At 69.5% G+C, this 19,890-nt stretch carries 17 protein-coding genes and 3 pseudogenes; 18 read left to right on the top strand and 2 right to left on the bottom strand.

Annotated features, from left to right (window positions below):
• Nucleotides 1–71 precede the first annotated feature (71 nt).
• From PSm6_RS02425 to PSm6_RS02415, 3 genes are all read left to right on the top strand, one after another.
• The gene (locus PSm6_RS02425; protein ID WP_265169450.1) at nucleotides 72–710 is read left to right on the top strand and encodes an FMN-dependent NADH-azoreductase; all 639 of its coding nucleotides are present in this window, start codon (nucleotides 72–74) and stop codon (nucleotides 708–710) included.
• Between the two features lie 10 nt (nucleotides 711–720).
• Nucleotides 721–1,026 carry a DMT family transporter gene (locus PSm6_RS02420; protein WP_043246801.1) on the top strand — a complete coding sequence of 102 codons (306 nt, stop codon included), beginning with the start codon at nucleotides 721–723 and terminating at the stop codon, nucleotides 1,024–1,026.
• A gap of 341 nt (nucleotides 1,027–1,367) precedes the next feature.
• A complete protein-coding gene (locus tag PSm6_RS02415) occupies nucleotides 1,368–1,586 on the top strand; it encodes a VF530 family protein (RefSeq protein ID WP_021222097.1) in 219 nt (72 codons plus the stop codon).
• Between the two features lie 4 nt (nucleotides 1,587–1,590).
• Here PSm6_RS02415 and PSm6_RS02410 read toward each other — a convergent pair whose 3' ends face one another.
• Complete coding sequence (locus tag PSm6_RS02410; protein ID WP_371877013.1) at nucleotides 1,591–4,698, bottom strand: transglycosylase domain-containing protein; 3,108 nt, start codon at nucleotides 4,696–4,698, stop codon at nucleotides 1,591–1,593.
• A 98-nt stretch (nucleotides 4,699–4,796) separates the two neighbouring features.
• Here PSm6_RS02410 and PSm6_RS02405 point away from each other — a divergent pair.
• Nucleotides 4,797–5,470 (top strand): annotated as a pseudogene (locus PSm6_RS02405) (class I SAM-dependent methyltransferase).
• Between the two features lie 19 nt (nucleotides 5,471–5,489).
• On the opposite strand, the gene PSm6_RS02400 reads toward PSm6_RS02405, so the two are convergent.
• Entirely contained in the window at nucleotides 5,490–6,644 is a 1,155-nt protein-coding gene (locus PSm6_RS02400; RefSeq protein ID WP_265169448.1) for an OpgC family protein, read from the bottom strand.
• A gap of 189 nt (nucleotides 6,645–6,833) precedes the next feature.
• Here PSm6_RS02400 and PSm6_RS02395 point away from each other — a divergent pair, with 189 nt between their 5' ends.
• The 14 genes and pseudogenes from PSm6_RS02395 to PSm6_RS30315 form a co-directional block, all read left to right on the top strand.
• The gene (locus tag PSm6_RS02395) at nucleotides 6,834–7,370 is read left to right on the top strand and encodes a cysteine hydrolase family protein (protein ID WP_021222093.1); all 537 of its coding nucleotides are present in this window, start codon (nucleotides 6,834–6,836) and stop codon (nucleotides 7,368–7,370) included.
• An 11-nt stretch (nucleotides 7,371–7,381) separates the two neighbouring features.
• Nucleotides 7,382–8,203 (top strand): aldo/keto reductase, encoded by an 822-nt coding sequence (locus PSm6_RS02390; protein ID WP_265169446.1) that lies wholly within the window; start codon nucleotides 7,382–7,384, stop codon nucleotides 8,201–8,203.
• Nucleotides 8,204–8,494: 291 nt separating this feature from the next.
• Complete coding sequence (locus PSm6_RS02385; RefSeq protein WP_021222091.1) at nucleotides 8,495–9,277, top strand: efflux RND transporter periplasmic adaptor subunit; 783 nt, start codon at nucleotides 8,495–8,497, stop codon at nucleotides 9,275–9,277.
• Nucleotides 9,274–10,593 carry an efflux RND transporter periplasmic adaptor subunit gene (locus tag PSm6_RS02380; RefSeq protein ID WP_265169444.1) on the top strand — a complete coding sequence of 440 codons (1,320 nt, stop codon included), beginning with the start codon at nucleotides 9,274–9,276 and terminating at the stop codon, nucleotides 10,591–10,593. Before PSm6_RS02385 ends, PSm6_RS02380 begins: the two co-directional genes overlap by 4 nt.
• A complete protein-coding gene (locus PSm6_RS02375) occupies nucleotides 10,590–12,686 on the top strand; it encodes a site-2 protease family protein (protein WP_265170491.1) in 2,097 nt (698 codons plus the stop codon). Before PSm6_RS02380 ends, PSm6_RS02375 begins: the two co-directional genes overlap by 4 nt.
• A 22-nt stretch (nucleotides 12,687–12,708) precedes the next feature.
• Nucleotides 12,709–13,104 (top strand): annotated as a pseudogene (locus PSm6_RS30325) (aspartyl/asparaginyl beta-hydroxylase domain-containing protein); the annotation flags it as partial.
• 41 nt (nucleotides 13,105–13,145) lie between these two features.
• On the top strand, nucleotides 13,146–13,508 hold the full coding sequence (locus PSm6_RS30320; protein ID WP_307735149.1) for a Nif11-like leader peptide family natural product precursor: 363 nt from the start codon (nucleotides 13,146–13,148) through the stop codon (nucleotides 13,506–13,508).
• On the top strand, nucleotides 13,505–14,536 hold the full coding sequence (locus PSm6_RS02365) for a sulfotransferase family protein (RefSeq protein ID WP_265169442.1): 1,032 nt from the start codon (nucleotides 13,505–13,507) through the stop codon (nucleotides 14,534–14,536). The genes PSm6_RS30320 and PSm6_RS02365 overlap by 4 nt, the downstream gene beginning before the upstream one ends.
• An 81-nt stretch (nucleotides 14,537–14,617) precedes the next feature.
• Nucleotides 14,618–15,142, top strand: coding sequence for a GNAT family N-acetyltransferase (locus PSm6_RS02360; RefSeq protein WP_021222086.1), 525 nt, complete (start codon nucleotides 14,618–14,620; stop codon nucleotides 15,140–15,142).
• Between the two features lie 10 nt (nucleotides 15,143–15,152).
• Nucleotides 15,153–15,461, top strand: coding sequence for a DUF6916 family protein (locus tag PSm6_RS02355; RefSeq protein ID WP_052351442.1), 309 nt, complete (start codon nucleotides 15,153–15,155; stop codon nucleotides 15,459–15,461).
• 100 nt (nucleotides 15,462–15,561) lie between these two features.
• On the top strand, nucleotides 15,562–16,110 hold the full coding sequence (locus PSm6_RS02350; protein WP_031288786.1) for a phage tail protein: 549 nt from the start codon (nucleotides 15,562–15,564) through the stop codon (nucleotides 16,108–16,110).
• A gap of 85 nt (nucleotides 16,111–16,195) precedes the next feature.
• Nucleotides 16,196–17,059 (top strand): sulfotransferase, encoded by an 864-nt coding sequence (locus PSm6_RS02345; protein ID WP_021222083.1) that lies wholly within the window; start codon nucleotides 16,196–16,198, stop codon nucleotides 17,057–17,059.
• Between the two features lie 41 nt (nucleotides 17,060–17,100).
• Nucleotides 17,101–18,687: a DUF4347 domain-containing protein gene (locus PSm6_RS02340; RefSeq protein WP_265169440.1), complete on the top strand. Its 1,587-nt coding sequence runs from the start codon at nucleotides 17,101–17,103 to the stop codon at nucleotides 18,685–18,687.
• 1,078 nt (nucleotides 18,688–19,765) lie between these two features.
• Nucleotides 19,766–19,846 (top strand): annotated as a pseudogene (locus tag PSm6_RS30315) (hypothetical protein); the annotation flags it as partial.
• Nucleotides 19,847–19,890 lie beyond the last annotated feature (44 nt).

Here is a 19,890-nt window from a genome sequence, read left to right as displayed (position 1 = left end):
GACCTAGCTTAGTGCCTGTGTTCAGGCCCGTCACCGGCCTCCAAGAAACGACCTTGACCCAGGAGCAACAGATGAACCGCATTCTCTCGATCCAAGGCAGCCCCCGTGGCGAACGTTCCCACTCTCGCCGCCTGCAGGACGCCTTCCTCGCCGCCTGGCAGGGCCAGGACGCCGCCCGCCAGGTGACCCACCGCGAAGTCGGTCGCTCGCCCATCGCCCCGGTCACCGAAGGCTGGATCGCCGCTGCCTTCCACCCCGAGCCGGAGAAGCGCAGCGAGGTGATGAAGGCCGACCTGGCCCTCAGCGACCTGCTGGTGGACGAGCTGTTCGCCGCCGACCGCCTGGTGATTTCCGCGCCCATGTACAACTTCGGCGTGCCCAGCGGGGTCAAGGCCTGGGTCGACCAGATCGTGCGCATCCGCCGCACCTTCGACTTCCACCCCGACCGTCCCGGCAACCCCTACACACCGCTGGTGCTGGGGCGCAAGGCGCTGATCATCACCACCCGTGGCGACCACGGCTACGGCCCCGGCGGCGTCAACGCCCACATGAACCACGCTGACGCCTACCTGCGCACCGTGCTGGGCTACATCGGCATCACCGACGTGACGGTGGTGGCGGTGGAGAACGACGAGTTCGGCGGCGACGCCTTCCAGCAGTCCTACCAGCGCGCGGAGCGCGCCCTGGTGGAGCTGGCCGAGGTCTTCTGAGGAGGTCGCCATGGCCTGGTTGTTCCTGCTGATCGCGGCGTTCTTCGAGGTGCTCTTCGCCATGAGCATGAAGTACGCCAACGGCTTCACCCAACCGCTGCCCAGCGCCCTGGTGGTGCTGGCGGCCACCGCCGGCATCTACTTCCTCACCCTGGCCATGCGCGTGCTGCCGGTGAGCGTCGCCTACCCGATCTGGACCGCCATCGGCACCCTCGGCACCGTCATCCTCGGCGTGGCGCTACTGGGCGAATCCATCACCCCGGTGAAGCTGCTGTCGGTGGCGCTGATCATCGCCGGGGTGGCGGGGTTGAAGTGATCAGGGCCGCCACTGGGCATGATCGATGCGTGGTGGAGCCGCTTTTTACCTCCACCAAAGGTTGCCGGGCTTGGCACGTTCTTGTGTCTGATGCGCCCCATCGATGGGTTTCGTACCTCTACCCATCCTACGAAGGCCGCCGTCACGCGCGTGCCGAGCCCGTAGGATGGGTAGAGCGAAGCGAAACCCATGCTGACGCACGCTTCGCGAATGGATTCGCTCCCGCGATGGCGGCACTGCGCGCCGCTGGGCGACTGAAGTCGCCCCTACGGGAGGTTCCTCTTCGCAAGGCACGGCCATTGCCCTAAGCTGCCACGCTTTCCCCCCATCGAGGCGTTTACGTGAGCTCCCAAGACCCCCTGCACGGCATGACCCTGGCAAAGATCCTCGAAGAGCTGGTCGCCAAGTACGGTTGGGACGGGCTGGCCAAGCGCATCGATATCCGCTGCTTCAAGAGCGACCCGAGCATCAAGTCGAGCCTGACCTTCCTGCGCAAGACGCCCTGGGCGCGGGAGAAGGTCGAGTCGCTGTTCATCGACGTGCGCCGCCGCCAGGAGTGAGCCCTCAGAGCCGGCTGGCCCGCACCGAGGCTTCCGGCATCTGGCACAGGGTGGCGCGGCCCGGCTCCAGGTAGGGCTGGAGGATCGGCGCCATGCCCTTCATCACCTGCACCGGCAGCGCCGAGGTGAAGCGGAAGTTCGACGCCTGGCTGCCTGCCACGTAGGCGGTGAGGGTGCCGAAGTGCCGCGGCCCCAGGTAGAAGACGAAGGTGGCGGTGCGGTTCAGTGCCTTGGAGCTGATCACCTGGCCGCTGCGCCCCACCGTCTGCAGGCGGTTATCCCCTGTACCGGTCTTGCCGCCCATCACCAGCGGCTTGCCGTCGGGCTGGGTGAAGGTGCCTTGCAGGCGCCGCGCGGTACCGGCATCCACCACTTGCGAGAGCGCCTCGCGCAACGCCGTCGCCACTTCCGAGGCCATCACCCGCTTGCCCGGCGCCGCCGCGTGGCTGAGCAGGGTTTCGTAGGGGGTGTCGGCGGCGAAATGCAGGCGGTCGATGCGCACTGTGGGCAGGCGCACGCCGTCGTTGACGATGATCCCCATCAGCTCCGCCAGCGCCGCCGGGCGATCGCCCGAGCTGCCCAGCGCGGTGGCCAGGGAGGGCACCAGGTGGTCGAAGGGATAGCCCAGCTGGCGCCACTGCTGGTGGATATCGAGGAAGGCTTCCACCTCCAGCATGATGCGGATGCGCTTGTCCCGGGCGTTCTTGCGCTGTGACTTGAACAGCCAGCCGTACACCTCGCTGCGCGGCCCGCCGCTGGCTTCCACCGCCTCGCGGTAGGTGGCCTGCGGGTGGCCCTGCAGGTAGGCCAGCAGCCACAGCTCCAGCGGGTGCACCCGCGCCACGTAACCCTGGTCGTTGAGGTTGAAGGCGCCGGGGCCGTAGCGGTCGTACAGCTGGTTGATGCGCTTCTCGCCCAGGGCCTCGTTGGGCAGGCGCTCGCGCATGAAGGCGGCGAAGGTCGCGCGGTCGGCCTGGGGCTGCAGGTAGCGGTGGATGGCCGCGAGGCGCGAGGCCCAGGGGCGCAGGCCATCGAGGAAGGTGGCCATGCGCTCGTCGGCGTCCTTGCCCTTGTACTTGTTCCAGAAACGCAGCAGGTAGGTCTGGCTCTCGCGGGAGACGAACAGGTCCAGGTAGCCCTGGCGGCGCGGGTCCTTGTCGTCGGAGAGCAGCGCCACCTTGCCGCCGTCGGGGCGGTAGATGTCGTGGCGCACGATGTCGCGCAGCAGGCGCACGAAGGGCAGGTTGATCGACTCGCGGAGGGCGTCGCGCAGGCTCGGGTTGCGGCCGTTGTCCTCCTTGCGGAAGTTGCTGAAGGTGTGCAGCCCGCCGCCGGTGAAGAAGCTCTCGCTGGGGCTGGCCGAGTAGGTGCGGTCCAGCGCCGCCGCCAGCATCGGCGCCAGGCTGCGGTCGTGGGTGGTGGCCAGGTAGTCGAGGGCCCAGCGGCTCAGGGCGTCCAGCGGGTCGACCTGCACCTTGCGCAGCTCCGCCGCCGGCATCTCGCCGTAGTGGGTGTGCAGTGCGGTGATGGAGTCGAGGTAGGTGGCCAGCACCCGCAGCTTGGCGGTGGAACCCAGCTCGAGCTTGCTGCCCTCGTTGATGTCGAAGGGCTGGTCGGTGTTGTCGGTCTGCACCCGCACCTGGTTGCCCGAGGGCGTGCGCTCGAACAGGGTGAAGCTGTAGCGCACCTCGCGGGTCTTCTCCGGCGACAGCAGGCGCTCGCCGAACAACCCGGCCTGCTCGGCGTAGGCCGGCTCGGCGAGGTCGTGCAGGTAGGTGGTGACGGCCTGCTGCAACTCGCCCTGCAGGCTGCTGCTGGCGGCCAGGTCGAGGCGGTCGAGGTCGTAGAGCGGCATCTGCAGCATGCTCGACAGGCGCGCCCGCGCCAGGCTGATGCCCTTGTTGCCTTCGATGCGCGACAGCGCCGGCTCCTGCTGCAGGTCGCGGAAGACCAGGCGCGCCTCCAGCGCCGCCCGGCCCAGGGCCGGGTGGAGCACGCCGGCGTTGCCCAGCAGGCGCAGGTGGCTGTCGGTCAGCGCCTCCAGCTCCTCGCGCCCGCGTGACAGGTAATAGGAGGGGCGGCGCTGGGCGATCATCAGCGACACCACCTGGCGCAGCGCCAGGCCCCGTGCCTGCAGGTGTTCGGGCTCGTCCTGGTGCTCGGCCAGCAGGCGGTTCACCTGCTCGAAGTCGGCGCCGTACCAGACCCGCAAGCCATCGGCCAGGCCGTGCACCTCGCCATGGCCCGGCACGGCGGAGAGCGGCACGCTGTTGAGGTAATCGAGCACCACGCGCTGGCGGGCGGCCAGGGTTTCCGGGCCACCCCGGTAGGCGCGCACGCTGGCCGAAGCCATCTGGCGGATCTTTTCGCCGGCCGACAGGGTGAGGCCGGAGGGCGAGTGGCGGTACTTCTCCAGCTGGGTCGCCAGGGTGCTGCCGCCGGCGCTCTGCCCGGGCATGTCGAGCACCTTGCCGGCCTGGCTCAGCGCCGCCTTGACGAAGCGCGGCCAGTCCACCGCCGGGTTGGCCAGGGGCTCGTCGGCCAGCAGGGAGCGGTTCTCGATGAACAGCAGGCTGCTGGTGAGCAGCGGCGGGATGGCGGAGAAGCCCGGGTAGAGCTGCTGTGGGTAGCTGAAGCGGTACAGCGGCTCGCCCCGGCAATCGCTGATGTCGATGCCCGCCTGGACCTTCTCCCGGTATGGCGGAAACAGCCCGTGGCGGCTGTACTCCATCAGCTCCGGGGAGAAGCGCACCTGCTGGCGGATGGCATAGCCGCGCTGGTCCAGGCGCTGCAACATCGGCGGCAGGTAGACGTAGCCCAGGCGCTTGTCGAAGGGGCCGTCGTGGGGGTAGAGGATGGCGTCGCTGGGGCCTTCTTCGAGGCTGTAGTTCAGGGTTGCGGCATAGCGGGTGATTTCGCGGGATTGCAGCCAGGAACTGCGCATCTCCTCGCGGGCGGCGAGGGCAATGGCGACACCGGCCAGCAGCATCAGGGTCCAGAACGCCAGGCGGTGTTTCTTGCGGCGGGAGCGGCCGGGCCGCAAGGTGACCTCGTTGAGGCTACCTTTCGGTATCTCGGTGGACGATGCGTCGGTTTGCCATAAAACGCCCATGGTCGATGGCCTGGCTGGCGCGTTACCGCTCTTGTACAAAGCGTAGTTGCTGAGAACCGCAGCGCGCCCCGAAACGACATAAAACAAGGCGATAGGCCATGTCAGACGATAATCGGCAGCAAATAGACCGCAGTTGGCGCGCCAATGCCGGCGCCTGGACCGACGCCGTGCGCGGGCGACGCATCGAAAGCCGTCGCCTGGCCACCGACGGCGCCATGCTCGATGCGCTGGTGGCGCGGGCACCGCAGCGTGTGCTGGACCTGGGGTGTGGCGAGGGCTGGCTGTGCCGTGCCCTGGCCGAGCGGGGCATTGCCACCCTGGGCGTGGATGCGTCCCCGGGGCTGGTTGAGCTGGCGCGGGCCGCAGGGGGAGCGTTCGAGTGCTGCGACTACCAGGGCTTTATCGAGCAGCCCCTGCGCTTCGGCCGCTTCGATGCCGTGGCCTGCAACTTCGCCTTGCTGGAAGAGGACCTGCAGCCCCTGCTCGCCGCGATCGCCAGCGCCCTGGCGGCGGGCGGCGCACTGCTGCTGCAGACCGTCCACCCTGGACGGCGGCGGGCGAGGAGGGCTACCGCGATGGCTGGCGCCTGGAGACCTTCGCCGCCTTCGACGGGGCCTTCGCCGAGCCCATGCCCTGGTACTTCCGCACCCTGGAATCCTGGCTGGCCCTGCTGGGGCGCAGCGGCCTCGTGCTGGAGGCGCTGCACGAACCCCGTCATCCCGACAGCGGGGTACCGCTGTCGTTGCTGCTCATCACCCGCCCTCAGGGCTGAATGCGGTAGAGGGTGCGGGTCACCCGTAGCCGGGGTTGGCCAGGCGCACGGGCGTGGGCGTGGCCTGCGGCGGCTTGCGCTGGTTGAGGCGGTTGCTCAGGTCCAGCCAGGCCGCCAGGGCCGACATCAGCAGCACCCCGGCGCAGGCCAGCGCCACCTGGCCCACGGCGTTGAGCCCGTAGAGGGTGGCGACGGCGTCCGCCAGGGGTGCCAGCAGCACGCTGAGGCAGAACACTTCCAGCGAGTGCATGCCCATGCGGCACACTTCGCGGGCCGGCCAGCGGGTCAGCCAGTCGCTGCGCGGCAGCAGCACGGCCACGCAATAGGCGAGGGCGAGGAAGTGCAGCAGGCGCATGGGCGAGAGGTCGGTCTTGTCCAGCGGGTAGAGCACATCGCGCACCACCATGGGCATCCAGGCGTCGTGCAGGCCGGGCACCTTCCAGCTCAGGGCGACCACCGCGCTGAACACCAGGTAGCCGGCAGCGGCGAAGAACAATGGCGACTTCCAGGTGGCCGGCGGCGCATCGGCCGGCCGCGTCTGCGCATGGCGCGCGGCCACGCCGCCGAGGACGAAGAGGAACTGCCAGGCCAGCGGATTGAAGAACCACTCGCCGCCGGGGTGCGAGCTGAGGTTCCACCCGGGCGCGCACAGGTACAGCGCGCCGGACAGCGCCAGGGCGGCGAAGCTCCAGCGCATCAGCAGCGGCAGGATCAGCGGCAGCCCGGCCAGCAGCACCACGTACAGCGGCAGCGGGTCCATCAGGTTGGGCTTGAAGCGCAGCAGCAGCTCGTCGATCAGCGCCTGCTGCGGGTTGGCCAGGAAGTAGTCGAGGCCCATCTCGTTGATGAAGTTGCGGCTGTCCACATGGTTGTTGGTGTAGAACACCACCCCCATCAGCACCGCCAGCAGGAAGATGTGGGCCACGTACAGCACCCAGACCCGGCGCAGTACCCGCAGGCAGGCCACCGCGTAGCCGTCGCGCAGCAGCAGCTTGCCGTAGGCGAGCACGGCGGCGTAGCCGGCGAGGAAGACGAAGATCTCCGCCGCGTCGCTGAAGCCGAAGTTGCGCGGCGTCACCTGGCCCAGCGGGTTGTGCGGAATGTGGTCCCAGAAGATGAACACCAGGGCCAGCCCTCGGAAGAAATCGATACGGAGGTCGCGTCCTGTCTGCATGGCGGCGTACTCGCGGCAAGTCCCGCCCGGGCTGGGCGAGCGGTGGGTCCTGATGGTTCTGACTGTGCACCCGTGGCGAGTTTCCCCATGCAAGACCAACGGTCGTGCACGGCCCGACGCACGGCTTTACCGACGCGGCGGGAAGCCGCACTATCCGCGCGTTTCGATGCGTGCATTCAAGGAGTGGAAATGAGCAAGGCATTGCTGGTCGTGGACATGCAGGCGGGGCTGTTCCTCACCCCCCCGGAGCCCTGGCGCGCCGGGCAGGTACTGGAGCGGATCAACCGCCTGGCCGACCGTGCACGCAGCGCCGGCGTGCCGGTGATCTACGTGCAGCACGACGGCGAGCCGGGCAGCGAGCTGGAGCCCGGCTGCATCGGCTGGCAGCTGCACCCGGGCCTGGAACGCACCGGGAACGACTGGGTGGTGCGCAAGACCGCCTGTGACGCCTTCTTCGAGACCGAGCTCAAGGCCACCCTGGAGAAGCTCTACGTCACCGACCTGGTGGTGACCGGCTACGCCACCGAATTCTGCGTCGACACCTCCATCCGCCGCGCTGCCAGCGAAGGCTTCAACGTCATCCTGGCCAGCGACGCGCACACCACCCGTGACCGGCCGCACCAGCGCGCCGAGGCGATAGTCGCCCACCACAACTGGGTCTGGAGCGAATTCATCCAGCCACGGAACCCCATGCGCCTGCAGCAGGCCGAAGAGATTCACTTCTGAGGAGAGACACCATGGGCCGCATCACCTTTCCCGACGGCACCGCCGTGCCCGCCATCGGCCAGGGCACCTGGCACATGGGCGAACGCCCCGACCAGCGCGCCCGCGAGGTCGCCGCCTTGCGCCTGGGCCTGGAGCTGGGCATGAACCTGATCGACACCGCCGAGATGTACGCCGAGGGCGGCGCCGAGCAGGTGGTGGGCGAGGCCATCGCCGGGCATCGCGACGCGGTGTTCCTGGTCAGCAAGGTGTACCCGTGGAATGCCAGCCGCCAGGGCGTCGAGCAGGCCTGCGAACGCAGCCTCAAGCGCCTGGGCACCGATCGCCTCGACCTCTACCTGCTGCACTGGCCGGGCGAGCACCCGCTGGGGGAAACGGTGGAAGGCTTCGAGCGCCTGCGCGAGCAGGGCAAGATCCTGCGCTGGGGCGTCTCCAACTTCGACCAGGCCGACCTGCAGGGCCTGCCCGCTGGCTGCGCCGCCAACCAGGTGCTGTACAACCCCGAGTCGCGCGGCATCGAGTTCGACCTGCTGCCCTGGCAGCAGCGCCAGCGCCTGCCGCTCATGGCCTACTGCCCGGTGGGGCAGGGTGGCAGCCTGCTGCGTGACGCGGCACTCGTCGAAGTCGCCCGCCGGCACGACGCCACCCCGGCGCAGGTGGCCCTGGCCTGGGCCCTGCGCCAGGACGGCGTGATCGTCATCCCCAAGGCCGTCGACCCCGTGCACATCAAGCAGAACGCCGGCGCCGGCGATCTCGGCCTAAGCGCCGACGACCTGGCGCTGATCGACCGCGCCTACCCGGCGCCGACCCGCAAGCAGCGACTGGACATGGTCTGACCCGCTTCGCACCCTGGGTGGGCGCCGAGCGCAGCTGTGTGGGTGCGCGGGTGGGCGGGTGGGCGTAGGGTGGGCTTCAGCCCACCGTTTTTTCGGCGGGCACGAGGCTTGGCTGATCACGGAGCCCGGAGGGTGGGTCGGGCGGCGCTCCGCGAGCGGAGCGAAACCATCACCCCGGAGCGATCTCCCGGTCCTATCCGGCCAATATCCTAAGAAGCGCCCGTCACCTAGATTCCTATTGTCCTACGGCTCCCATAGACTCGCGGCTCAGATACCCAAGGAAGGATTTCCATGAAACGCATGCTGTGGACGCTGTTGGGCCTGTCGGGGCTGACCATGGGTGCCTGGGCGCAGGACACCGCGACGCCGGACCCGCTGCTCGACGCCCCCGCCGCGTCGGCCGCGACCGCCGGCAGCGGTGCCCGTGGCGTGCTGCGGGCGCAGGACCAGGCCGTGCTCGCCAGCGAGCTGGCCGGGCGCATCACCGAGATGCCCTATGCCGAAGGCCAGGCGTTCAAGAAGGGCGAGGTGCTGGTGCGCTTCGACTGCAGCGCCTACCAGGCCCAGCTCAACGCCGCCAATGCCGCCACCCGCGCCGCCCGTGAAGAGCTGAAGAACAAGCAACAACTGGCCGCGCTCAACTCCGTCGGCCGCTTCGAAGTGGCCCTGGCCGAGGCGCGCCAGGCGCAATCCCAGGCGGAAGCCCAGGTCTACCAGGTGCAGGTGCAGCGCTGCCAGGTCAAGGCGCCCTTCGATGGCCAGGTGGTCAGCCGCCGCGTGCAGCCCCATGAAAGCGTGCCCAGCGGCGCGCCGCTGCTGGAGGTGGTGGACAACCGTACCCTGGAAATCCACCTGCTGGTGCCATCGCGCTGGCTCGGCGGACTCAAGCCCGGTGAACCCTTCGAATTCGTGCCCGACGAGACCGGCAAGCCGCTCAAGGCCACGGTCAAGCGCCTCGGTGCGCGCATTGACGAAGGCAGCCAGACCCTGCTGCTGATCGGCGCCCTGCCCGAGGACGCGCCCGGCCTGCTGGCCGGCATGAGCGGCAGCGCACGCTTCCCGGAGAGCCGATGAACGCGCCGCTGCCCGGTTTCGCCGAGCGGGTCTTCGCGGTCTTCCTCGGTCTGCAGGCCCAGGCCCGCAAGGCCGGGACGTCTTCGCAACTGGCCTTCGCCATGGTCAACGACGGCCAGGGCGTATTCGGCTATCGCCATGCCGCGCTGCTGATCACCGGCAAGGTCCGCGCGCTCACTGGCATCAGCGTGGTGGAGCCCAACGCTCCCTTCGTCGCCTTCGTCGAGCGTGCGGCGGCCCAGCGCCTGGCTGCGGGCCAGCTGGGCGAGCCTGGCGTCGTCGAGCCGAGCAGCCTGGACGAGGGCAGCCGTGAGGACTGGCAGGCGCTGTCCGCCGCCCAGGCCTTCTGGCTGCCGCTGAAGGATCGCCAGGGTGAGGTCTTCGGCGGCCTGTGGATCGCCCGCGACACCCCCTGGAGCGAGGCCGAGCAGGCCTTGCTGGTGCAGCTCGGCGACACCTACGGGCACGCCTGGCTGGCCCTGCAGCCGCGCAAGCCCTGGCGCCTGCGCTGGCCGAAGAAGAAGCTCCTGGCCCTGGCCGGCGCGCTGGCCCTGGTGCTGCTGGTGCCGGTGCGCCAGTCGGTGCTGGCGCCGGCCGAAGTGGTGCCCCAGGGCGGTCGCGTGGTGGCTGCGCCGCTGGATGGGGTGATCGCCGAATTCCTCGTCAAGCCCAACCAGAGCGTTGCCGCCGGCGACCTGCTGGTGCGCTTCGACGCCACCACCCTCAAGGCCCAGGCCGATGTCGCCGAACGCGCCCTGGGGGTGGCCGAGGCGGAGCTGAAGGCCAGCAGCCAGCGCGCCTTCGCCGACGCCGAATCCAGCGCCCGCATCGACCTGCTGGCCGCCCGCGTCGAGCAGAAGCGCGCCGAGCGCGACTACGCCCGGCAATTGCTGGCGCGCAGTGAAGTCCGCGCCGAGCGCGCCGGCATCGCCGTGTTCGCCGATGCCGAGCGTCTCACCGGCAAGCCGGTGCAGACCGGCGAGCGGCTGATGCAGATCGCCGACCCGGCCCAGGCCGAGCTGCGCATCGAGCTGCCCGTGGGCGACGCCATCGCCCTGCAACCCGGCGCCGAGGTGGCGCTGTTCCTCGACAGCGACCCGCTCAACCGCCACGACGCACGCCTGGAACGCGCCGCCTACGAGGCCCAGGCCACCGCCGCCGGGCAACTGGCCTATCGCCTCGACGCCGCCTTCGCCGATGCCCCGCCACGCATCGGCCTGCGCGGTACCGCCAAGCTGTTTGGTGACCGCGCGCCGCTGGCCTACTACCTGTTGCGCCGCCCTCTGGCCGCGCTGCGCCAGGGCCTGGGGTTCTGATGCTGCCCGCCCTGCGCCCCGACCTGCAGCTCTCGCCCGCCGCGCCGGACCGCGACGGTGCGCCGCAATGGACCCTGGCCGACCCGCTGCGTGGCCGCTATTTCAAGCTCGGTGCCGCCGCCGTTCGCCTGCTGCGCCACTGGTCGCGGGGTGAGCCCCAGCAGGTGCTGGAGGCCGCCAACGCCGAGCCGGGCGCGCCCCTGGGCGCCGGCGAGCTGGAGCAGATGCTGCGCTTTTTGCGCGGGCACGACCTGATCGCCGCCCTCGACCCGGAACAGCGTGCCAGCTATGCCCTCAAGGTCGCCAGCACGCGCCATAGCCTGTGGCAGCAGGTGCTGCACCAGTACCTGTTCTTCCGCATCCCGCTGTGGCGACCGGACCGTTTCCTCAACCGTGCCTGGCCGGTGCTGGAACGCAATGGCCCCTGGCTGCTGCGACGCGGCCTGCCGGTAATTCTGCTGCTCGGGCTGTTCCTGGTGGCCCGGGACTGGGAGCGCTTCCTCGCCACCTTCCCGCACCTGTTCAGCTTCGGTGGTGCGCTGGCCTTCGGCATCGCGCTGACCTTCGCCAAGCTCTGCCACGAGTTCGGCCATGCCTTCATGGCCAAGCGCGCGGGGTGCCGGGTGCAGAGCATGGGCCTGGCCTTCATGGTGATGCTGCCGATGTTCTACACCGACGTCAGTGATGCCTGGCGGGTGCAGGACCGGCGCTCGCGATTACTTATCGGCGCCGGCGGCGTGCTCGCTGAGCTGGTGCTGGCGGTGCTGGCGCTGCTGGCCTGGTCGCTGCTGCCGGACGGCCCGGCACGTACCGCCGCCTTCATGCTGGCCAGCGCCACCTGGATCACCACCCTGGCGATCAACCTCAACCCCTTCATGCGCTTCGACGGCTACTTCCTGCTGAGCGACCTGTGGGGCGTCGACAACCTGCAGAACCGCGCCTTCGCCCTGGGCCGCTGGCGCCTGCGCGAGGCGCTGTTCGGCTACGGCGAACCGGCCCCGGAGCCCTGGTCGCCAGCCATGCAGCGCCGCCTGCTGCTGTGGAGCTACGGCTCGTGGATCTGGCGCGCGGCGCTGTTCTTCGGCATCGCGCTGACGGTCTACCACCTGTTCTTCAAGGTGCTGGGCATCTTCCTCATGCTGGTGGAACTGGTGTGGTTCATCGGCCTGCCGATCTGGAAGGAATTCGGCGAGTGGTGGCAGCGCCGCGACCAGGCCGACCCGCGCAAGGTGCTGCTCACAGGCTCGGCCCTGGGGCTGGTGCTGCTGGTGCTGCTGGTGCCCTGGCGCAACGCCGTGGACGTGCCGGCCATGCTGGAGGCCGCGCGCACCGGCACCCTGCACGCGCCCATCGGCGCGCGGGTCAAGGCGGTACGGGTGAAGGACGGCGACACGGTGGAGCAGGGCGCCCTGCTGGTGGAGCTGGAATCCCCGGACCTGGACGCGCGCCAGGGCATCGTCCGGCGCGAGATCGACATCCTCCAGTTGCAGCTGCGGCGCCAGGCCGGGCGCAGCGAGACCGCCGCCGAGACCGGGGTGATCGAGCAGCAACTGGCCGAGGCCGTGGCCGAGTACCGCGGCCTGGCCGCCCAGCGCGAGCGCCTGCAACTGCGCGCGCCCCTGGCCGGCGTGGTGCGCGACCTGCCACCGGACCTGGTGGTGGGCCGCTGGCTGCACAGCGGCGAGACCCTGGCGCGGGTGATCGCCCCCGGGCTGCGCCTGCGCGGCTACCTGGCCGAGGAAAACCTCTGGCGCGTGGCGCCGGGGGCCGAGGGCCGCTTCATCGCCGACGACCCGGCGCGGCCTGCCTTCGCGGTGCGCCTGGACGAAGTGGACACCACCGGCGTCGCCTACCTCGAACTGGAGGCGCTGACCTCCGACCACCACGGCCAGGTGGCCGTGCGACGCAACGCTCAGCAACGCGCCGAGCCGGTGCAGGCCCAGTACGGCGTGCGCCTCAGCCTGCTGCAGGACCTGCCGCCCCCCGCCCAGCCACTGCGTGGCGTGGTGGTGCTGGAGGGCAGCCGGCAGTCGCTGCTCGGCTTCGCCTGGCGCCGCATGGCGGCGTTGGGTGTCAGGGAAAGCGGTTTCTAGCCCATCTGCCAAGGAAGGTTCCATGGACGTAACCCTGCCGATCTGTTCCCGCCTGCCCTGGCGCTTCGACCTGGAGCCGCTGCTGGCGGCCCTGGAGCGGATCGACCCGACGGCCTGGGTGGCGCATTTCAACACCGCCTACTACCAGGGCGACTGGAGCGGGATCGACCTGGTGGCGGCGGTGGACGCGCCGATTCCCCTGGCACCGGGCTTCGGCCCGGTGGCCCGCAGCGCCCTGTGCGCGGCCGATCCGGCCTGGCAGGCGGCCATCGAGTGGTTCGGCGAGGGCCTGCGCAGTGCCCGCCTGCTGCGCCTGGGCGCTGGCGCCAGCATCCGCGAGCATTGCGACCCCGACCTGGGCAGCCCGGAAGGGCCGCTGCGCCTGCACATGCCGCTGCTCAGCCCGCCCGGTGTGGAGTTCCTCGTGGATGGGCGGCAGGTGCCGATGGCGCCGGGGGAATGCTGGTTCATCGACCTGTCCCGCCCCATCGGGTGGACAACCCGGGGCCGGGACCACGCATCCACCTGGTGCTGGACTGCCTGGCCCACCCGCGCCTGCGCCAGGCGATCGCCGAGGGCCTGGCGACGACGCCTGCGCTGCAACCGAGCCGGGGCGTACGGGCCTTCGCCGCGTTCAACGAGCAGGTGCAGCAGCGCCCGGAACTGGCCCGTGCGCTGCAACGGATCACCGACCCCACCGACTTCTGCCGTGAGGCGGTAGCCGCCGGCCAGGCCCTCGGGCTGGTGTTCGGCGAGGCGGATGTGCGCATGGCCATGCGCCAGGGACGCCAGGCCTGGAGCCGGCAATGGAGCGTGCGATGACCCCGTTGGATTTCACCGAGTGGCTGCCGATCCGTGCCTTCGAGCAGGCCGGCAGCTGGCAGCTGGACTGGGCCTGGTTCGGCACCGCGCCCCTGGCCCGTCCCTTCTTCAGCGACGATGTGGACGATGCGCTGCGCCTGCCGTTCAACCTGGCCCTGCGCCGCCAGACCGGCCTGGATGCGCTGTTCGACTGGCAGGCCCGCAGCCCCGGCCTGGAACCTTCGCTGCTGGTGTTCCACACCTCCCGCTGCGGCTCCACCCTGCTGGCGCAGTTGCTGCGAGCCCTGCCCGGGCACGTGGTGCTGTCCGAGCCGCCGCCGCTGGATGCCCTGCTGCGCGCGCACTACCGCGACCCCACGGCCTCCGCCTGGCAGGCGGATGCGGTGCGCGCATTGTGCTCGGCCTATGGCCAGCGGCGCTGCGGCGACGAAACCCGGCTGGTGGTCAAGCTGGACGCCTGGAATCTCTTCGAGGCGCAGTTGTTGCGCCGGCTCTACCCCGAGGTGCCGTGCCTGTTCCTTTACCGCGACCCGCTGGAGGTGGTGGTGTCCCAGCGGCGCCAGCCCGGCCTGCATGCGGTCCCTGGGCTGCTGGGCCCGTCCGGGCTGGATGGCCTGCCGGGGCGGGAGGCAGTGGCGCCCGGCGATTACCTCGCCTGGATGGTCGGCCACCTGCTGCAGGCCGGGTTCGGCCTGTGCGCGGCCGGCGAAGCGGTCGCCCTGAACTACCGTGAACTGCCCGACGCCCTCTGGGGCCACCTGGGGCCGCTCCTGGGCATCGACCCGGCCGCCGTGCCGCACCTGCAGGCCGTGGCCGGACGGGATGCCAAGCGCCCCGGACAAGCCTTCAGTGCCGATGGCGAGGCCAAGCGCAACGAGGCGGACGAGGCCACACGGGCGGCTGTGGAGCGCTGGGCGAGGGCGCCCTATCAGGCGCTGGAGGCCCTTCCACCCCCGCCACTTGTGAATGACGCTTCACATTCATTGCCCAAACCGCCGAACGGCGATTTTTCGATGGTGGCCAACTGAAATCTTCGTCTATGCTGCAAGCAGGGAAACTGTAACCACAGTTGTAGGCTCTTTCCCCGGGCCAGCAAGGATGCACGTCGTATGTCTTTCCAGACCTTGAACCTCCGCTTGGCAACGTCCGCCGATCGCGCTTTCCTGCGGGCGCTGTACGGCACCACCCGTGCCCACGAGATGCAGCACACCCCCTGGGACCAGGCGGGCTGCGAGCGTTTCCTCGACCAGCAGTTCGAATCCCAGTGCGGCTACTACCTGGCGCATTACGCCGACGCCGATCAATACGTCATCGAAGAGGCCGGCCAGCCCCTAGGCCGGGCCTACCTGCTGTGGACCGACACCCACCTGCAAATCATCGACCTGGCCCTGTTGCCCGAGGCCTGTGGCCGTGGCATCGGCGGCGAGCTGCTGGGCCGCTTTCTCGAACGGGCCGACCGTGAGGGCCTCAGCGCGGGGCTGCACGTGGAGTCCTACAACCCGGCCCAGCACCTCTACAGCCGCCACGGCTTCGAGGTGGTGGGGGAGAACGGCGTGTATCTGAAGTTGCGCCGCGCCCCTCGCAGCCCGCAGGCCATGGCCGTGCCTGCGCAACGTCCGGCCGGTCTGTCCTGAGGAATTGCCTATGCACCCGATGCCTTCCTTCGCACTGCTTACCGAGATCGTCGGCCAGCCTTTCCACCTCTGGCTGTCGCCGGAGCAGGTGCTGCCCATCGAACTGCTCGCCGTCGAGGAGGGCACCGCCATGACCCCCCGGCACCAGTGCTACCTCGCCCACTTCGGCCTGCCTTCCCAATGCAGCCTGCCCCAGGACGTCTACCGCCTGGGCTTGCCGGGGGAGCCGGGCTGGGAGCTTCTGCTGACCCCCGCAATGCCCACCCCGGACGGGCGCCCTGTACTCCAGGCCGTGTTCCACACCGACCGGCCGGCATAGACCACAACAATAAACATGCACACGCGCCGAGCCTTAAGGGCGCGCAAAACCAGAGCCAGAGGAGAGTCAACACGTGGAACCTTTCATCGGTGAGATCAAGATGTTCGGCGGCAACTTTGCACCCCGGGGCTACGCATTCTGCATGGGGCAGATCGTGGGGATTGCGCAGAACACCGCGCTGTTTTCCCTGTTGGGCACCGTCTACGGCGGTAACGGCCAGACCACCTTCGGGCTGCCGGACCTGCGCGGCCGCTCGCCGGTCGGCCAGTTCCAGGGGCCGGGCCTCTCGATGATCGACCTCGGCGAGGTCGGCGGCACCGAGAGCGTCACCCTGCTCCAGACCCAGATGCCGATGCACACCCACGTCGCCACCGGCACCAGCACGATTTCCGCTGCCGGCACGCCGACCAGCCCGGCACTGGTTCCGAGCGCCACCAACTCCGTACTGGGTGGGTCCGTCGGCGGGTCGGCCTCTGCGGCGGCCATCTGGTCGACCGCGATGGCGAATCCGGTTCCGCTGACCAACCCCAGCACCGTCAACGTGACGGTGCAGGTCGCCGGCGGCAGCCAGCCGGTGAGCCTGCGCAATCCCTTCCTCGGGGTGAACTTCATCATCGCGATGGAAGGGGTCTTCCCCTCCCGCAACTGATGAACCTGCGCCGCCGGTGCCTCGCGGCACCGGCGGCTCCGTGATCGGACAGAGACTCATCGACAGGCAGACGTACACGCAGACCATGGCCAATTCATCACCCGCCTTCCATTTCATCTCGGGGCTGCCACGCTCGGGGTCCACGCTGCTGGCGGCGCTGCTGCGGCAGAACCCGCGCTTCCACGCCGGCATGACCAGCCCGGTGGGCAGCTTCTTCTCGGCCCTGCTCAAGCAGTTCGGCGCCGAGAGCGAGTTCGGCCCGGTGGTGACCCAGGAGCAGCGCAAGCGCCTGCTCGCCGGGCTGTTCAGCAACTACTACGCGGACCAGGCCGAGCGGGACGTGATCTTCGACACCAACCGCCAGTGGTGCGCGCGGTTGCCTGCCCTGCTGGACCTGTTCCCCCAGGCCAGGGTGATCGCCTGCGTGCGCAATGTCGCCTGGGTGATGGACAGCATCGAGCGGCTCTACCGCGCCAACCCGTACGAGATCACCAAGCTGTTCAACGACGACAACGAGCGCAACACCGTCTACAGCCGGGTCGAGACCCTGGCCCAGCGCAACCGCCTGGTGGGCCTGCCCTGGTCGGCGCTCAAGGATGCCTATTACGGCGAGCACGCCCGCTCCCTGCTGCTTGTGGACTACGACCTGCTGGTGACCACGCCCGAGCGGGTGCTGCGGCTGGTCTACGAGTTCCTTGGCGAGCCCTGGTTCGAGCACGACTTCGAGCATGTCGAGTACGACGCCCCGGAGTTCGACCAGGCCCTGGGCCTGCGCGGCCTGCACAAGGTGCGGCCCAAGGTCGAAGTGGCGGCGCGGCGCACCTTGCTGCCGCCGGATCTGTTCGAGCAGTACGCGCAACTGGATTTCTGGAAGGACTCGCGTAACAGCGAGGCCCATGTGATCAGGACCGCCCGGGATGCCCGGGCCCTGGAAGAAGAACGCAACTGAGCACCCGCCGAGGCGGGCGCCGGAACGAGGAGGTAGAGGTCATGGGCTGGGGTCATTCGAGGAAGGCAGGTCGCAACGGCAAGGCCAAAGGTGCGGAGGCTGCGCCCCTGGCGTGCCCGCTGCCGCTGATCAGTGCGCTGGAGCCGCGCATGATGTTCGACGGCGCGGTGGCCGCGACGGTTGCCGATACCGCCGCCTCGGCGGCCACCTCCGCTCCCACAGCGGCCGACGCGGCCCATGACACCGGCGCCAGCGACAGCAGCCATGCCGGCACCGCCGACAACAGCCACGGCACCCAGGACCTGCAGGCCAGCCCGGTGACCGACGGGCAGAACGGCGTGCGCAAGGAAATCGTCTTCGTCGACACGCGTGCGCCGAACTACCAGGAGCTGCTCAAGGCCGTCTCGCCCAATGCCGAGGTGGTGCTGCTGTCCACCAACAAGGACGGCGTGCAGCAGATCGCCGACGCCCTGGCCGGGCGCACCGGCATCGACGCCATCCACATCATTTCCCACGGCGATTCCGGGGTGCTGCTGCTGGGCAACGGGCCGCTGTTCGAAGGCAACCTCGGGCAATACGCCTCCCAGCTTTCCAGCATCGGCAAGGCGCTGACCACCGATGGCGACATCCTCCTCTACGGCTGCGAAGTGGGGGCCGGCAGCGAAGGCCAGGCCTTTGTCACCAAGCTGGCCGGCATGACCGGGGCGGACATCGCCGCTTCCGACGACAACACCGGCGGCAACGCCAAGGGCGGTGACTGGGACCTGGAGATCGCCACCGGCCAGATCGCGGCCAGCAGCGCCCTGAGCCTGTCGCGCCTGGGCGGTTATGACCACCTGCTGGTGACCACGGCGGTGAACAACATCGCCGACCTGAAGAGCGCCATTGCCACGGGCAATACCGACGGCGTCGACGATGTCATCACCCTGACGGGCAACATCACTTTCGCCAGCTTCAACGATGCCATCACCATCAACGTCACCGACGGCCATACCTTGCAGATCGTCGGCGGCGGTTTCGCGCTGGACGGCGCCAACAAGACCCGGGTGCTGGACGTGACCACCAGCGGCGCCAACTCCAAGGTCGCGCTGGACAACATCACCATCCGCAACGGCCTGCTCGTCGGCAACGGGGCCAATGAAGGTGCCCCCGCTATGGACAGCCTGGGCGCGGCTATCCGCAACGCGGGCGTATTGACCATCACCAACAGCACCATCACCGCCAACAAGGCATCCGGCGGCGGCGGTGGCGGTGGCGACTTCGGTGGCAACTACGCCGGGGGCGGCGGCGGCGGCGGTGGTTTTGGTACCACCCTCGGCGGCACCGGGGGAACCAGCGCCGGTGCCGCCATAACGCCCACCTCACCTTCCACTGTCACCGGAGGTAATGGCGGCGGTCCCAACCCCGACTTCGGGGGCGTGGCGGCAGCGCTGCGGCAGGTTCGGGTGGCAGTTACTTCGGTAACGGTTCGAACACTGCCGGCTACACCGCCGGGGGATCGGGCGGGGTGGCCAACAACGGCAGCATCAGCATCGGCGGCGGCGGCGGTGGTGGTGGCTCATCGGCGGCCGGCGGCAGGGGGGCTGCTGCCGCAGGCGGCATCTACAACTCCAGCAGCGGCATCCTGACTATCGTCAACAGCAGCGTGACCAACAACCTCGGTGCCGGTGGCGGCGGTGGCGGCGGGGTTGCCAGCGACCAGGCCGCAAACTACGGCCGGACGGGCAGTGGCGGTGATGGCGGTGCCGGGGTCGGCGCCATCTGGAACGCCGGCGGTACGGTGCGGATGGACGCCACCAGCGCCGGTACCCTCGCCACCGGCAACGTGGGCGGTGGCGGCCTGGGCGGCAAGGCGGCCGGAGCCGGCAACGTCGATGGCGCCAACGGTGCGTCCACCTCGTCCATCTACACCACCAACGGGGGCACCACCGATACCAATTACAACCCCAACGCGGCACCGACCCTCGGCAACCTCAACAACGACAGCGTCGCCTGGGCCGGTGCGGGCAACACCGTGCGGCTCGATCTGGGCAGCAACGCCAGCCTGGCCGATGCCGAGCTGGGCGCGCTGAACAGCGGCAACGGCAACTGGTCCGGTGCCAGCCTGGTGATCCAGCGCAATGGCACGGCGGTGAGCAGCGACCTGCTGGGCTTCGACACCACCGGCGGGCTGTTCACCGTCAGTGGCAGCAACCTGCAATCGGGCGGGCAGACCTTCGCCACCTTCACCAATACCGGCGGCGTGCTGACCATCAGCTTCACCAGCAGCGGCACCACGGCGACCACCGCCCTGGTGAATGATGTGGCGCAGCGCATCACCTACCGCAACGACACGCCGGCCGGCGATGCCAACGTCAAGGTCACCCTCAACGATGGTGCCGGCGCCAGCGCCACCGCCAACGTCACGGTGACCACGGACTTCATCTACGTCACCAATACCAGCGACACCGCCACCATCGATGCCAGCAACGGCACGAGCTTCAGCGAGGCCGTCGCCATCGCCGCGGCCGACAGCACCGGCAGCCAGACCATCGTCTTCGCCAGCAACCTGGCTGGCCAGACGCTCAACCTCAATGCCGGGTCGATCAACGAGAGCCTGACCTTCGACATGGACCAGGCCAGCGGCCTGATCCTCACCGGCGGCACCCTCACCCTGGGGGCGGCACCACCCAGACCTTCACCCATGGCGCCGGCGACACCGCCACCATCAGCAGCGTCATCGCCGGCAGCGGCGCCCTGACCAAGGCCGGGGCGGGCAACCTGACCCTCTCCGGCTCCGGCAACACCTTCAGCGGCGCCACCACCATCAGCGCGGGCACCCTGACGGTCAG

This window comes from Pseudomonas solani (assembly GCF_026072635.1).
Taxonomy (GTDB): Bacteria; Pseudomonadota; Gammaproteobacteria; order Pseudomonadales; family Pseudomonadaceae; genus Metapseudomonas; species Metapseudomonas solani.
The sequence above is the reverse complement of the archived record's forward strand: the minus strand, read 5'-3'. Positions and strand labels throughout refer to the sequence as shown.